General features: G+C 42.2%; 13 protein-coding genes. 6 read left to right on the forward strand and 7 right to left on the reverse strand.

Features of this window, described 5'->3' with window-relative positions; all coding sequences use genetic code 11:
• Nucleotides 1-2 precede the first annotated feature (2 nt).
• The 3 genes from ACFFGT_RS04800 (at nucleotide 3) to ACFFGT_RS04810 (ending at nucleotide 4,217) form a co-directional block, all read left to right on the forward strand.
• Nucleotides 3-1,709: a RagB/SusD family nutrient uptake outer membrane protein gene (locus ACFFGT_RS04800; protein WP_377021369.1), complete on the forward strand. Its 1,707-nt coding sequence runs from the start codon at nucleotides 3-5 to the stop codon at nucleotides 1,707-1,709.
• Nucleotides 1,710-1,833: 124 nt separating this feature from the next.
• The gene (locus tag ACFFGT_RS04805; RefSeq protein WP_377021370.1) at nucleotides 1,834-3,363 is read left to right on the forward strand and encodes a glycoside hydrolase family 32 protein; all 1,530 of its coding nucleotides are present in this window, start codon (nucleotides 1,834-1,836) and stop codon (nucleotides 3,361-3,363) included.
• A 524-nt stretch (nucleotides 3,364-3,887) separates the two neighbouring features.
• The gene (locus ACFFGT_RS04810; RefSeq protein WP_377021371.1) at nucleotides 3,888-4,217 is read left to right on the forward strand and encodes an AlbA family DNA-binding domain-containing protein; all 330 of its coding nucleotides are present in this window, start codon (nucleotides 3,888-3,890) and stop codon (nucleotides 4,215-4,217) included.
• 337 nt (nucleotides 4,218-4,554) lie between these two features.
• Here the strand turns inward: ACFFGT_RS04810 and ACFFGT_RS04815 are convergent, their stop codons facing one another.
• Both ACFFGT_RS04815 and ACFFGT_RS04820 read right to left on the reverse strand, forming a co-directional pair.
• Nucleotides 4,555-5,478, reverse strand: coding sequence for a hypothetical protein (locus tag ACFFGT_RS04815; RefSeq protein WP_377021372.1), 924 nt, complete (start codon nucleotides 5,476-5,478; stop codon nucleotides 4,555-4,557).
• A gap of 59 nt (nucleotides 5,479-5,537) precedes the next feature.
• Entirely contained in the window at nucleotides 5,538-8,612 is a 3,075-nt protein-coding gene (locus ACFFGT_RS04820) for an SIR2 family protein (RefSeq protein WP_377021373.1), read from the reverse strand.
• A 159-nt stretch (nucleotides 8,613-8,771) separates the two neighbouring features.
• Between ACFFGT_RS04820 and ACFFGT_RS04825 the strand changes: the two genes are divergently transcribed.
• Nucleotides 8,772-9,434, forward strand: coding sequence for a GIY-YIG nuclease family protein (locus tag ACFFGT_RS04825; protein WP_377021374.1), 663 nt, complete (start codon nucleotides 8,772-8,774; stop codon nucleotides 9,432-9,434).
• Between the two features lie 73 nt (nucleotides 9,435-9,507).
• Here ACFFGT_RS04825 and ACFFGT_RS04830 read toward each other — a convergent pair whose 3' ends face one another.
• Nucleotides 9,508-9,981 carry a DUF4145 domain-containing protein gene (locus ACFFGT_RS04830; RefSeq protein ID WP_377021375.1) on the reverse strand — a complete coding sequence of 158 codons (474 nt, stop codon included), beginning with the start codon at nucleotides 9,979-9,981 and terminating at the stop codon, nucleotides 9,508-9,510.
• 35 nt (nucleotides 9,982-10,016) lie between these two features.
• On the reverse strand, nucleotides 10,017-10,676 hold the full coding sequence (locus ACFFGT_RS04835) for a hypothetical protein (RefSeq protein WP_377021376.1): 660 nt from the start codon (nucleotides 10,674-10,676) through the stop codon (nucleotides 10,017-10,019).
• 166 nt (nucleotides 10,677-10,842) lie between these two features.
• Between ACFFGT_RS04835 and ACFFGT_RS04840 the strand changes: the two genes are divergently transcribed.
• Together ACFFGT_RS04840 and ACFFGT_RS04845 are read left to right on the forward strand one after the other, a co-directional pair.
• Complete coding sequence (locus ACFFGT_RS04840) at nucleotides 10,843-12,354, forward strand: DUF262 domain-containing protein (protein ID WP_377021377.1); 1,512 nt, start codon at nucleotides 10,843-10,845, stop codon at nucleotides 12,352-12,354.
• Nucleotides 12,335-14,296, forward strand: a complete 1,962-nt coding sequence (locus ACFFGT_RS04845; protein ID WP_377021378.1) for a DUF262 domain-containing protein — start codon at nucleotides 12,335-12,337, stop codon at nucleotides 14,294-14,296. The genes ACFFGT_RS04840 and ACFFGT_RS04845 overlap by 20 nt, the downstream gene beginning before the upstream one ends.
• A gap of 30 nt (nucleotides 14,297-14,326) precedes the next feature.
• On the opposite strand, the gene ACFFGT_RS04850 is transcribed toward ACFFGT_RS04845, so the two are convergent.
• From ACFFGT_RS04850 to ACFFGT_RS04860, 3 genes are all read right to left on the reverse strand, one after another.
• The gene (locus ACFFGT_RS04850; RefSeq protein ID WP_377021379.1) at nucleotides 14,327-15,025 is read right to left on the reverse strand and encodes an ATPase; all 699 of its coding nucleotides are present in this window, start codon (nucleotides 15,023-15,025) and stop codon (nucleotides 14,327-14,329) included.
• The gene (locus ACFFGT_RS04855) at nucleotides 15,012-15,302 is read right to left on the reverse strand and encodes a hypothetical protein (protein WP_377021380.1); all 291 of its coding nucleotides are present in this window, start codon (nucleotides 15,300-15,302) and stop codon (nucleotides 15,012-15,014) included. Before ACFFGT_RS04855 ends, ACFFGT_RS04850 begins: the two co-directional genes overlap by 14 nt.
• Before the next feature lie 70 nt (nucleotides 15,303-15,372).
• The gene (locus ACFFGT_RS04860) at nucleotides 15,373-15,675 is read right to left on the reverse strand and encodes a hypothetical protein (protein ID WP_377021381.1); all 303 of its coding nucleotides are present in this window, start codon (nucleotides 15,673-15,675) and stop codon (nucleotides 15,373-15,375) included.
• Nucleotides 15,676-15,709 lie beyond the last annotated feature (34 nt).

Genomic DNA, 15,709 nt, shown 5'->3' on the forward strand with positions numbered 1-15,709 from the left:
GTATGAAAGCAAAAATATTATTTACAGCTGTTTTATCCGGACTGATCATTCTCAGCTCCTGTAAAAAAGCGTTAGACTATACACCCAAAGGCGTATTGTCTTCATCAGATTTAAAAACGCCTGCCGCAATTGAAGGTTTGGTAACAGCAGCCTACGCTGCTATTGGTAACGGCGATATGATAGGGCCAATCTACAGCGACTGGGCTTACGGTAGCGTTCGTTCAGATGATGCCTACAAAGGCGGCGGTGGTACCAGCGATGTGGGTGAGGTTGATGCTTTGGAGCATTACAACCTGGTGACCCCATCAATGGACTCGTTTGTTTCACGTACCTGGAAAAACCTGTTCAAGTCTATCTCCAGGGCAAATGTGGCGCTAAAGGCCGTGAATTCACTCTCGGAGGCCGATTACCCTAATAAGAAAATACGTTTGGCCGAATTGAAATTTTTGCGCGCCCATAGTTATTTCACCATGAAACTACTATATAAAAACATACCCATTTTTGACGAAAACGCAACCCCGGATGATATCCTGAAAGTTTCAAATACCTTGTCAAATGAGGATTCCTGGAATAAAATTGCGGCCGACTTTCAGTACGCCGTTGATAACCTGCCAACTACCCAACCAGAGTTGGCCAGGGCCAATAAATTAAATGCCCAGGCTTATTTGGCTAAATTAAGGCTGTACCAGGCCTACGAACAGGACGAAAAACACCATGTAATCAATATTAACAAAACAAGGTTACAAGAAGTGGTTACGCTTACCCAGGCGGTTATCTCCTCTGGAAAATATTCATTAAGTACAGATATTGCCGATAACTTTTTACCAGAAACTGAGAACGGACCGGAATCTGTATTCGCGATACAGTTTACCATTAATGACGGCACTACCGCCGGGCGTCTGAATTTTGAAGATGGGTTAAATTACCCGCACGGCGCGCCGCAATATGGCTGCTGCGGTTTTCATGCCGCAAGCCAGAACCTGGTGAACGCACACACCACCGATGTGAATGGATTGCCGAACTTTGATTCATTTAACAACAGTATTGCCGATTTAACAAAAGTAACAGTTGACCCCAGGTTGGACCATACCGTTGGGATAGATGGGCATCCGTATAAATACGACAACACAAAGCCATTCAGCAATAGTTGGGTACGTGATCCGGGGGTTTACGGAAATTTCCATACTATGCGCAATCAGCAATTGGCTACAAGCTCATCCTATTTTAAGCTTGGTCCGTTCATGGGCTCGGCAAAAAATTATGATATCATCAGGTACGATGATGTGTTGCTCATGCAGGCCGAAGCCTATATTGAGCTTGGCCAGCAGGCAAACGCTTTACCCTTAATTAACCAGATAAGAAACCGTGCAGCAGCAAGTACCGGACGATTGAAAAAGATAGATGGCACCTTTCCGTCTAACTACAATATTAAACCCTATACTTTAGCCAACTGGACTCAGGATTATGCCCGTAAAGCACTACAATGGGAAAGACGATTGGAGTTTGCAACAGAAGGTGCGCGTTTCTTTGACTTAGTACGATGGGGAATTGCCGAAAAAACCTTAAACGACTATATCAATGTTGAAAAGGGTAGAAGAACATTTTTAGCTACAGCCAAATTTACCGCCGGCAGAGACGAATATTTGCCCATTCCACAATCAGAAATAACATTTACCAATGGTTTATATAAACAAAACCCTGGGTATTAATTTGTCAACATAAATAATGGGCCCTGGTTTGGTAAAGTAAACCAGGGCCCATTATTTATGAAATATTTATTTACTGTTTTTGAATATCCCTGCCCAATAATATCATCTCTTAAAAACTTAAATTATGAAAACAAAATGCGGCATATTGATGCTGACAGCCTTCATCACCATAATTGGTGTTTGCAGAGCTCAGGATTTACAAAAAAAAACTTACACAGAGCAATACCGCCCGCAGGTACATTTTTCGCCAAAAGCGCATTGGATAAATGATCCCAATGGCATGGTTTACTTTAACCATACCTACCATTTGTTTTTTCAGTATTATCCCAAGGACATTGTTTGGGGGCCAATGCACTGGGGACATGCTGTAAGTAAAGACCTTGTGCATTGGAAAGAGCTGCCGATAGCTTTATACCCCGATAGCCTGGGTTATATATTTTCGGGCAGTGCTGTTGTTGATTCCAACAATACGTCGGGCTTTGGTAAAAAGGGAAAGATCCCGATGGTAGCGGTCTTTACCCACCATGATCCTAAAGGGGAAAAAGCAGGAACTGAAATTTTCCAGAACCAAAGTATTGCATACAGCCTGGACAACGGGAATACCTGGACAAAATATAATGGCAACCCGGTGCTAAAAAATCCAGGCATAAGGGATTTTCGTGATCCTAAAGTGATGTGGTATGCCCCGGAGAAAAAATGGGTGATGACACTGGCTACCCAGGATCATATATCATTTTATTCAGCATCTGATTTAAAAAGCTGGAAAAAGGAGAGTGAGTTTGGTATTAAAGCGGGTGCACATGGTGGTGTATGGGAATGCCCAGATCTGTTTCCTTTAAAGCTAAACGGTAAAACATACTGGATATTGGTGGTAAACCTTAACCCCGGAGGCCCCAACGGTGGCTCGGCCACACAATACTTTGTGGGCAGCTTTGATGGTAATAAATTCACACCCGTTGATTCCAATACCCGATGGCTTGATTACGGCCCCGATGAGTACGCCGGCATAACCTGGAGCAATACTGGCAGCCGCAAAATATTCTTAGGGTGGATGAGTAACTGGCAATATGCCAACCAGGTGCCCACCCAAGTATGGCGCAATGCCATGACCATACCGCGTGAGCTTGAACTGCAACAAAGCAAGGGTAAAGTCTTACTGGCATCCAAACCGGTAGAAGAACTGAAAAATAGCTACACCAAAACAATTGCTTTAAAACAAGTACAGGTAGATAAAACTATTGACCTTTCTTCAAAGATCAGTAGTTTTAAAAGTCAATATGTTTTAAAGTTGCGTTTAAAGCAGCTACAGGATTATAGCATTAAGCTGTCAAATAAAAATGGAGAAGAATTGCTGATAGGCTATGATGCAGGAAAAGATCAATATTTTATTGACCGTACAAAGGCAGGAAAAACTGATTTTCAAAAGGATTTTGCCGGTCGTTTTACAGCGCCACGTTTAACTACTGCTAAAAACTCAAATATCACGATCGTCGTTGATAAAACCTCGGTTGAGCTATTTGCCGACGGTGGTTTAACTACCATGACGGTCGTTTATTTTCCGAGCGGTGATCTTAGTAACCTTGCCGTTACGGCATCACGTAAACTAAATATTGATAACTTCATTATTACCGGGCTGAGTTCTATCTGGAAATAAACAGACCTTGAACGCTTGTCGTTAGATCGTTCAAAGACGTTTCAGGTGATATGTGGTTTATCCAATCACCGTTGAGCGAATCTCTTTTGATTATCTGCTGTAAGTAAGCAATTATCATAATAATTGTAAATGAAAAACTAAAAGCGAGCGGAAATACTTCGGCTCGCTTTTGTGACCCCACGGGGAGGATCGTAATTTGTTTTAGAAACCACAGATATAGACATTAATACCTGGATTCCGAATTAATTTAGAGATCAATATTTTTCTCGCCCCAATTTCCAATTCTTCGCAATCTTTCTACGAATTGGTTCGAAAACAAACCACTGTCGGGAAAATTATTACATCAGCCGGAGTAAGACGAAGGTCAAACTGTTTATCAGACGGCTTAAAACATTGCATATACAATCAAGGGGCATGACAAACGTTTAAATACACACTATCATGAAATAAAACTTTATAAATTTTCACAAGTTAAATGATCAGATAGTAACCACAATCTTACCAAGAGTTCGGCCGCTTTCTATTTGCTTATCGGCGTTGAGGACAACAAAAATATAATAGGATTGGAAAAAGACTTTAATTCTTTTTCTAAGAACGATAAGTTAGATGAATTTCAAAAGCACTTTGATAATCTTATTTCAAAAACGTTAGGTAATCGTTTTCATCATTATTTGAAAATAGACTTTCCCATGATGAATGGGAAAACAATTTGTGTAATTACAATTAAGGAAAAAAGTAGCGAGCCTGTTTATGTAACTAATGAAACAGGGCAAGAAACATTTTATATTCGACGTACAGCTTCAACAATTGATTTAAAACCCAGTGAAATGCAAAAGTATATCTATGAGCACTGAAAATAGATTTATCCATATATGTCAAATTTTCCTATTTTTGATTGACACGCACATTGACACCTGAAAATAAAAATCGCCTGTAAGTTTTTGATTTACAGGCGATTAGTTGATAATTAAGTGGAGTGAGGGGTCTTGAAATTGAACCACTTATCCCATTATTAGTGCTATTTGAGGAGATAAAAATGTGATGGTCTTACGTTAATTTATGATTGTTTGACATAGCAATTAATCTGCATGATCCAGCGAAAACTGATTTAATTATCAGCAAATAAGATGTATAATAAAAGCAAAAAAGCCAGCGACCTTAAAGATTGGACAAGCCCCATATCGGCATAAATCAAATCCCTTTGCCACGAAAGGGATCGAGCCGTAAAGGTATGCTCGAAAAATGACCGATCATCATAGCGATAAATCCCAAGGAATGATAATCAGCATCTTCAAAGGTATTACGTTGCTTCCGGGTACTTTTTATCGCATAATGAGAAAGCACCCCCCTTTGTTCGACAAGCATTTTTATGATGCCTTCATGGTCATACCCCCAACCCTTGCTTCCTAAAAAATTGGAAAGCCATGTCTTGTGTTGCGATAAATCAGGCTTTTCCATGGCGTCCAGAATATGCGCGATGCCATAATGCAAGTTTGGCGATGCTTGAAAGGCCTTCTTTACCAGTTGGTTTTTAGTTTGTCCGTTCCCGAATAAGCCTTCCAGCATCAGATAGAACTGCAAAAATGCTTCTGAATATTCAAAACGGTGATACAGGTTGCACCCCTTTCGATAAAATGATAATGGCAAAACGAGGTGCGCCAGCATCTTTCTATGCAGCAGTGTGCCTTGGAGCCAGTTCAGGGAGATTTTCTTTTTTGCCTGACCATAATAATCCGCTTGTCTGCGATAACTCAGAACAGGAACTTTCGAGGCTTCTTCTTCATTTTCCGGTATCCAGGTTATCAGAGGGCTGTCCCAACTGATTTCTTTAATACCCAGGTCCAGCCCCCCGAATGATTCGATATGTTGCATCAACTTTTTTTCGTCTTTAATGAAATCCGGTTCGGGAAAGTAAAGTGCCGTGCCCTTCCCCGGTATTTCTGTCAATTGCGGCAAAAACGGCCCGTAATCTACAATGGGACGTTCAAAGGCTATTTTCGAGATTAAACCGTCTTCGTGAGGAACAATCCTGATTAGGAATGGGTGTAATTTCATTTCCAACATTTCATCAATGTAAACATCTGATTGAATATCAGCTTCAACTTTTATACGCATTTTTTAAAGAATTGAGTACAGGACCGCCTGTCCAACGGTGAAATCGTTGGAGGCTTCCATCAATAACCGGAAATTTTTTTAAAATAGACTCTACTTAGTTCGGGGTTGTAATTTTTCGATAAATAGCCATGCAGTATTTCTGCGACCACCGGAACCATGTTTTTAAAACCGCCAATATATTCGCCGACGCCATATACCAGCAACCAAACAGGGTCGAATTTACTGTAGTCAAAATTCTCCGGATCCATTAAAAAGATGTAAAAATCGGAAAGGTTGGTAAATTTACACTTTAACGACTCATCTGCGGGAATTTTCATCTTCCTGGTAAACATGATGAAATTATAAAACCCATAGTCGGGAAGGTGTACCCAGTTTTTGATTTGAATGGGTATACCACTGCCTTTTCGCTTATCGATATCCGCAATGTGATCTGCGAAATAGTCCCGGTAATTGATGACTCCCATCAAGGAAGCCTTGTAATAAACATCTGCTTTATCGGAGGAAAGGATGTCAGCTTTGACCTTTGAGCGGATTAATTCCTGGCTTTCAGCACTTACATGGTTCCAGAGCGAAAGCAGATCAGCAGAACTGAATGTACTGATCAGGGCCTTTTCCAGGTTATCATCACTAAGCAGGAAACTATTGTCTTTTCTTGAAAAACCTTCGATTACGTCAGTAACGAAACCCTCATATCTTCGGTAATCCTTATTCGCAGCACTCAGATTTAAAAGTTTTCTGATCTGGTCTATGCTGAAGGCCCTGCCATGTCTAATCATAAAGCTTTTCAAAGTCTCAATATTTTCAATGCTCATCGCGGGGTGTTTATCCAGGTAATTCAGGAGGGTCTCTATAAGCTCTTTTTCTCCTTTTTCTGCCAGATCTACCTGGGATAAAAGCAACATCAGTACCTGAAAAACTTTGTTATACCTGGTTTTAAAGAAATGATTTTGCAACCGTGCATTTGTGGCGTTGTTCGGAAGGACCCTCTTGCCCAGAAGGGTACTGATATGGTGATTAGATTTTAAAAAGTTATTTGCCCTTGATATCAGGTCATCTACCGTATTGTCTAAAAATGACAAAGAATGAATCTGGTATTTTTTTAATAATTTTTCAAACTTATCGGCGTTGCCATAAGCAATGATCATGTCGAGGATAAAACCGTCAATAGCGTTTAATTTATGTGCATACTGGTGGTCAGTTGCATAACTGACTAATAATGCCTCGATAGCCCTTTCCAATACATCGGTAAATTCTTTATACTCGTCAAAAACAATCCTGTTGACCGACAAATAGTTTAAAAGTTTGGACAGATCAATTTCCAACCTGGAAACATAGTTCGCCGAACCATTGATGCTGCCGTTATCTTCATAAAGCTGGTACACGCGGTTGATATGGGCTATGTGTTCTTCTATCCGGCTGATATATCTCCTGAAAAATCTCTCATCCTTAATATCCGCCAAAAGTTTATACTGGTCTTGGTCTATACCCGTAAGCTGGACCAGTATCTTATCAAGGTCGACAAAGGCGATCTGGTCCACAATTTCGTTGATGACATTTTGTTCCGCAGTTTCATGAAACCTGATCAGGTTGTTTAGGTTTTTGATGCTGGTTTTGGCTAAAAAATAAGTGATGAAATTGTTTGTCCGCCAGGCTTTGTTGGCCAGCTTCTCGTAAAGATGATAACTCTTGATAAAGTTTCCCATCTTATATTCGATATAAGCGAGGCAAATGTCATCGGCAAGGGGTGAGGTCTCCATAACGTCCGAATCCTGCAGGCTCCGGATCACTTTATCAAAAGACAACTGATCGTAGCAACAGCCGAGGCAATCACATGAGGGCTGTTGCAGGGGGAATATCTCGAGCGTCTTTGAGGCAGGGAGGGTATTTTTCTCTGCTGGGTCCTCTACCTGGATATAGAAAATAAGGGCCCTGTTCAGCCTTTTTCTAACCGACTCCAGTTGTGCGTTCAGTTCTTTGATCTTTTGTTCGGTTAATCCCGTCTTCCCACGCTCGTTCAGCGTAAGGTTATTACCGATATTATCCAATTCGTCGTAGAATAAACTTTTTAATTCGCCTGCTGTAATGATCAATGTATAGCCATCTAGCCCGATCCCCCCAGTGGGGCCCGCATTAAAAGGGTAAAGCCTTGCAAGAAATTCGGAAGGAATGGCAGGAAGGTCTTCAAACCGTTTCAGCGAATGGTAGATTTTTTCTATCGGGTGCTGGTTTTTTAACTTTTCCAATGGTACGTCATAATTGGATACAAACCGGAGGAAATTATAAAGTTTTTGTCCTTTAGGGCTCAAGCCTTCCTGATCTTGATAGTAAGTTTTATGCAAATGATTATCCCCGCGTAAGAAACCCTCGATCAGGTCATCCCCCTTATCTCCTGTACCATCTGTATAAGCTATAACTTTCACCCCTTTATTCTTCAAGTAATCTTTTTGGATAGCGTGCATATTATCATCCATCGTCAGCAGGTACGCGTTCTGAAAGTTCTTCCCCAGTATCGTGCGTACGTGATGGATGATTTGCTTCAGGTTAATATCCGAGAAACTGTATCCGATAAATACAACGACCTTGCTTGCGAAAACCGATTTGATAAACCCTTCGATAAGCGGGTGGCTTAGGCTGTAGTCAAGGTAATCGTCTTCCTTCAGCACAATGTTGACATCGGACAGGTCACCATGCATTTTTACCAAAAGGTTAGTGCTCAGTGAAAACGGGAAATCCTCGTCCTTGGTCACCACCGAAAATGGCAGCGCTTTATCCCTGATAACCTGCTCGAAATGTTCGTCATAGTTCGTGGTTATGATATGCTCTGGCCGTAGGTCAAAAATTGCGCTGTGGATGGGGTTGTAATTCGTTTTCTTATGTTTTAATACGGACCTGACCTTCTCTGTATATTCCTTGGCGTCGCGGTCGTTAAAATACATTTGCGCGATCCTCAGATCATCGACTTCGTAACAAGGCAGGTCGATCCCTTCCGACAATGCTTTTATAAGTTCAGCCCATAACGGGACACCGGAATCGATCGAGACGCCGGCTCCTCCGAATACCACCAGTTTATGGGAATCTATCGCTTTTTTTAATACTTCGATATCGGAAAGAAACTTTTTGTCCATCGTGATCATGAAAGGTTATGCTGCAGGTTGATATATATATATTGTTCAAATATGTAAATTTATCGATTGTATTTTAATAATATTTAAATGGATTCAACTGCCGGCGAAGATATCCGAAGTTATATAGCGCGAAATTATTACGGCTTAAGCCGTTAAAAAGTGTTTGAAATGGCGGACAATGCCGACGACGGAACGATAAATAACGTTATTACCGGGATACATCCAGAATGCTTTGCATTTCATCTGCTGGATTATGAGGAGACGGTTTCATATAACCTTGTTTATATCAACGGGGAGAGGGAACTCTCGGGGGTATTGCTGCAACTCAGCATGCATGAGGGCCAGCGAGATAATATACTCGGCGCTTATTCATTTTTAATCGCTGAGCAATATGACAAAGACCCCGTGACTGTTTATGCTACATTTCAGGAACAGACTAGGACGGTTTACGAGAAACTCGGCTTTGTTACGGTGAGTTACAGCGAGTTTAGTGAAATCAAAGATAAAGAAGCAATATTCATCCTTAAGGATAAAAAGGGTATCGTTCCGCTGGCCTGGATCCATCGGCCGGACCTGTTCTGCTTTATTTTCGGGAAACCAGCCCTCGTAGTCCCTGTTCGCGGGGAGAATTATATTTACCTGATGCATAACCGTAGAAATAATCATTTTAAGATCGGCAAGAGCTGGAACCCACGTCATAGGGAAAAGACTCTACAGTCCGAAGCGCCTGAAATTTCGATGATCGCAGTTTGGAAAGCCTCAGCGGATACCGAACGCCTGCTCCACATGAATTTAAAAACAGAAGGCTTAGAGGGGAATGGTTCAAGCTGACATTCAGGGAACTGAAAGAACTTAATGCTTATGTTAAAACGCTGTTGAATGACGGGATAAGCTGAGAATTATTTCATTTTCCGTAGAATTCATTAGCGAGGATCAGCATGTCATCGATAATCTTGATAAAGGTCAACGGGGCTACGGTGTTTTCCGAGGGATGGGCGTATCCGTTGCGGAGTTCACGAAGTAACTGTAACTGTTCTGCCTGTTTTTTATCAATTAGATTTTGGTTCGCGAACCAAATAATAAGCTGGTTTAACGTTTGGTGTTTTGCCGGTTTCCCGATGTGTTTTTTGTAATAAACCCGGAGTATCAGCTCGAGCATTTGAAACGAGCTCCTGAAGGCCATGGTTATAAAACTATATTCAAAATACCCGAATTCCAGTAATTTGCGTATCGGCTCATAATACGCCTTTATACTTTCGTCGACCCCGTCATTCAGTCTGGTGACCGGCAGAAGCTTTGCGTAATCTTCGAATGTATTGATCCCCTCCATTATTTCCCAAACAGGGTGGGGGGCTAGGAGGACTTTTTCGTTTGCCATGGAATAATTATTTCTGATATGATTTAAATTGATGACTAAACAAGTGCCAGGACTAAAGGGCCATTGGTTTTTAATTCTTTCTCCCGCCTCCATTGATCCAATAAAATATACACGAGCTTGTTTACTTCATTCATAGTCGAAGCGAAGTTGATTTTTAATTTCGGTGAAAACGGATCGGTGTTGCCGCCAACCGCAATTCTGGAAGGCTGCTTATCATTCGTTTTAGGTTCCTTTGTTGCAAAAAGATGCTGCTCGCTCAGGTGTATATGGCCTGATGTATTGCGATAAATAGCCAACACTCCGGGAAATATTTTATCAACGCTGGTGGCCAGGTAATTATCGGTCAGAAGATTGCCCTTTTTGTCGCGGTAGCGGTTTATTGGCTTACCGTCAATGAAATGACTGAATAATTTGTTTCCGTCCTGCACGAGGTAGAACGCATAAAACCGAAGCGCGTTGTCTAACTGCATCCTGATCAGGGGGATTGCGCAAAGATAGTTGTTATTGCCGGCAAGCAGGCTGAAACCATTCGTCAGTTGAATAGCCCGGTTCAGTACAGCAACCGAAAGTAAGTCGATGGCATACATATTCTGATGATTGGCCTGGAGTATTGCGGCTGATAGGTCCAGAAATTTGGTATCATAGGCGGATAATTCATTGATCAGGTTAGCCAGTTGGTCAGAATCGTGCTTCATAACATATAAATCAGGGTTAATGATACAAAGAAAAAGAACAACTACGCAGCCTATTTGCGCATCGGTTTTTTTATTCAATTTGTCTGTTAAATGGCGCGATACCGGGTAGGTATTTCTTTTTCCGATATAGTTTATCTGAATTCTGATAAGATGTGTATTTTGAGCCATGGATAACCTGGATGGGCTGCTCAGCCCGGCTTTATTACATTTACTATTACCTAATCAGCGGCAAACGGGTATAACGGTTGGCACCTGCACTGTGAATGAGTTATTTAACTTCCGGACTTCCTACCATATTGCGATTCCTGAGTATCAGCGACCTTACGTGTGGCAGGAACAGCAAGTAGAAAAATTATTACAGGACCTTCGCGATTTTACGCTTTGTGGGAGGGGGGCAGCTATGGAATCAGGCACTGATACCCACTATCTCGGAACAGTCCTCTTACATCAAAGAGGTAATACTTTTAACATCATAGACGGTCAACAGCGAATTACAACGCTGCTATTGATCAATGCAGTAATTGATCCCGGTAACAGTATAGTCCGGTTGCATAAGCAAAGCCTCGAATTGTTTTATGAGGCCCCGGCTTCTAAGGCCAATATCGCGAAAAACTACCGCTTTATTCAGGAGAAAATACGGCGTTACCTCGATCTGGAAAAGGCGAAGGACCTGTTCGGCTACCTTCAGCTAACCTTAATTGTCACTGAAAGCGCGGATGATGCTTTTAACTTTTTTGTTAGCCAAAATAACCGGGGGCTCAGCCTTGGCGCGACAGACTTCCTGAAATCTTTCCATTTGCGTGCCTTGCGCAACGATGTTGAATTACAACGGATTCTGGCCAGAAACTTTGATGCCAACAATTATGAAAAGTTTCTTGACCGACTGTTTTCTACGGTACTTTGGCGCGGAAGGCACTGGAAAGGAAAGGATGTGGCCTATGAAGAGGGCGAAGCGATACGCGATGAGTTTGAAGCCGGAAGCATTAAAAGTGGGTCCGGTGTGCTGACATTTTATCCCGGGCGGGCAAACCCGCCCGTCGGCAGATTAGTCAGCATGGATAACCGGATACTGGTCAAACCTGAACCGAACGATCATGATTTGTCGGACGTTGTTATGCCTTTCAGTTTACGGCAACCGGTCGAGGAGGGAGCCGGCTTTTTCCTGTATACTGAAAAATACACTGGATTATACCGTTTCCTGTTTGACGAAGAACAGCCTTCCGGCACTTCTGTCGGTAGGGTACAGGAATTCTATAAAGTAGTTTACCTGAATGCAGGTATGAACAGCTACCTGAAATCACTGTTCCGGCTGTGCATCATCCTTTTTTGGGACCAGTTCGGCGAAGCAGAAATTTATTCCTGTGCGCTTTGGCTCGACTATTTTCTCGGCGCCTACCGCGTGATGCAGAAAAGTATTGTTGCCCAGACTCCCGTTAAGATTTGCCGAGATAAGCCGCAGAATATATTGGATATCATCACTTCTGCCTACCTGCCAGGAGAAGTGTTCCGCTTCATCAGGGTAAATACCACGTCGGAAGATTACAAAACAGCAATAGGTTCCGACGGCACCGGTGTGCAGGCTAATTATATTCGCTGCCTTAGGGTTTATTATAAAAAACAGGATACTGAGCCGTTAACAGATAAAAAAGATTGGATAAATGACCGACTTCAGGCTTAATACCGCAGAACAACAAATCACTTCTGAACAATTTTCTTTGGATCAGTTGGTTTCCCGCGGCTTCTACTTTAATGTGCCATTGTACCAGCGCCTGTATGTCTGGGAGGATGTTCAAATCTTGACATTATTGGAGGATATCCATAACGCTTCAAATGGTCAGCCGTATTACTTTATAGGGGGCATGATGGTTCGTGCCAGGATCAATGACAGTCTGTTGGACCTTGTCGATGGACAGCAACGGTTTACGACGATCTGGCTTATCGCGATGTACCTGGGAGGACAGCTGGCTCCATTCACCGGCAATAACGAGCAGGCCAGGATTTATTTTGAGATCAGGGATTTCGCGAATCAATATTTTGAAGACCCCTCGGTTTACGGGCAATTCGGAAAAGAAGCCAGAAAAGAACTTGAACCGATCATAAACGGCTTGCGCACGATCCGCCTTTTTTTTGAAAGCGAGCGGGAGCAACCTATCGATGAGCGGTCATTCGCGCATTATTTATATCATGATGTCAGAATGGTTGTTACACAGGTTCCTGCAAACATAGATGACAACCGCCTCTTTGAAGTACTTAATAACCGCGGACTTCAGTTGCAGCATCACCAAATCTTAAAATCGATTTTACTGGAGGCATTGCCGGACAACGAAAGGGGAGCATACGGTAAACTTTGGGAAGCCTGCGCTGATATGGATGCTTATATTGAGCGAAATGTTAAGGAGCTTTCCGGGTTGACATGGAAGGAGCTGATGGAGGCGAATGAACAGGAAAGCGAGACGTGGTTGCGCCGGGATGTACTGCACTATTTCCGGATACAAACACCGGACGAAAAACATCACCTTTGGGACCTGATCAGCGGTGAGGTGATCCCGGGAACGGAGAATGAAAACGGGCCATCTGATTTGCTTTATGATGCTGGTAAAGTACGCAGTATAATTTCATTCCCGATGCTGTTATTACATACGCTGCGTATTTACCTCTACAGGAAATCCCCGGATCGCTTGCCATCTGAGATCCCTGCGGTTAATGAAAAGAAACTACTGCGTGTTTTTCATGAGCACCTGCCGGAAAAATCCGGAGGCAATGCCATTCGTGAATTTTTAGACCTGCTCATGGATGTCAGGATGAAATTTGACCGCTATGTCATTAAATGGGTCGTCAAAGATAACAGCACGGTTCAGCAAATTCAAAAACTTTACAAAAGCAAGGATATCCTGCAAAGGAGAGAACCTGAAAGCAGCGACGGCTTTGCGATGCTCCAGGGGATGTTGTACCATTCCCAGGAAAAAATCACGCAATACTGGCTCACACCTTTACTTTTTCAACTTTTAAAACATGATGACAGGCCGGGGCATTATAACTTTTTAAGGAAATTGGATAACGACATGTTTTGCTCCGGCAATCTGGAAGACCTGCGACTGCGTACTTGGACCGCAATGGACGGTAGACCGGCCGCGAATTACAGTACTACTTTTATACATAGCAGTAAAGGCACCGGGTTTTGGAGTTATTGGTTCTACAAGCTTGATTTTGTATTATGGTATTACCGGGCACAGTTGCAGGCGGCCGGAAGAATCAGTGACAAAGACGCCGGAAAATGGGAGACGTATCGTATGACTGCAAAAAACTCTATAGAACATATTTCGCCCCAGCAAAAACGTGAGGGGGATCAGAACCTGGTTTATTCCGACTCCGACAGCGCAGAGGTCAAAAGACAAAAATTAGACGACTTCGGAAACCTGGTCCTGATTTCACCGGGAATGAATTCCGAATACAGCAACAAGCCCTACTTCGTCAAGTTCGCGGAGTTTCGGGAAAAACTACGGCCGGACTCCCTCAAATCTGCGATGATCTTCCAGCAAGAAGACTGGAGTTTCGCCCGTTGTGAAGCACACCGAAACGAAATGGAGGCCTTATTCCTGAAATACTTTACGGAAAACTAATCGATCTATGTTCTGGAGTTTACTCAACATCTATAGTTTTGGACGTTTGCTTAATCGGGATTTCGGTTTAAGGTCGACTTTTTGCTGCGAAAGAAATGCTGTAATTTGCAAAGTTATGTCGGGCAAGCCTTGTTTTATCCACTTTTTTTTAAGGGAAAATTCGTTCGCCTCCACGATTTTGCCATCTTCAATTCTGGCCAGCAATGTCGGAACTTTCATGCCGTCATAAAGCTCGATGACCTTGAAGGTTTTTCTATACTCGTTAATATGTTCTAAATTCTTTTGGTAAACACCTTTTATGGTATCTGGCGCTACATAATGTCCACCTTCAAGCACTCGCTGTCCAACTCTGCCTATACAATCACCTACTTTATCAAGACAGAGATAGTTTAATTGAATTTGATACCCATTAGCTTCAAATAGATCTAAATATCTCCAATAATCCGCGTGTGAGAGCGGCGTTTCCAAGACAAAATGATTTTTCGTAGCAATTGCTTTTTTCATTTCACCTACTAACTTTTCTTCCATCATTTCCGTCGCTCTTTTTGTAATTGCACCTGCTGGGATTTGTTGCTCAAGCAATTCGGTCTCAAACTGAGAACGCACTTGATCACGATCAAACGACCAAATACCAGTAAACGCTTCAGGAAGCATGGTTTGAATATGAGTAGATTTTCCGGCACCATTCGGGCCCGAAATAACCAATAACGTGGGTTTAGAGTAATCCATATTCTTCACGCACCAAATCTGCATCGGGTGCATTTAACACTTGAATAAGTTTGGATTCGAATTTTGGTCCATTGGCAAATACCTCCTGTAATTCGATCCTGCCATCCGGGTACTCACGATAAACCTGGCCATCGGGTAGTTTTTCTGAAAGGATTAAGAAAGGTAGATTTCTACTAAAGTTACGAGATCGCAGGTTCTTTACAGTAATCAAATATCTCTCATCCTTTAACACTCCTTTTATATATGCTGAGTTCGCATTCACCTTTTTTTGAGCCATTAGCAGTTAGATCATTATAAGTAAAAATACAAAATTTAAGCCAAAAATCAAAGCTTAAGCTGTATCAATCCTAGGGTTCATTATTAATTTTTGCTTCGATAAGGGTCAGGTCTGCGGATATTTCCTGCTGCAAATTAGGATAATCATTCAATTTGCTATGCATGTCTATTTGAGACTTAAGCTTAAGAAAAATATCGAAACTACCATACACATTTACGTCTACCATTATATTACCTGAACTCACTGCATAATCCAATGAAATTACAGTAGGGTCTATGGTAAACAGGGGAGCCCCATTCGAAGTGTATTTCCGGTCCTTTATAGCGGCTAATTCAATCCTGATCTGCTCAATAATTTCGTTCCTGGTCTTCATGAAGTTATGGCCTGTTTCTAAGATTAGGTCATTC

The sequence above is a fragment of the Mucilaginibacter angelicae genome (assembly GCF_042434235.1).
In the GTDB taxonomy this organism is placed as follows: Bacteria; Bacteroidota; Bacteroidia; order Sphingobacteriales; family Sphingobacteriaceae; genus Mucilaginibacter; species Mucilaginibacter angelicae.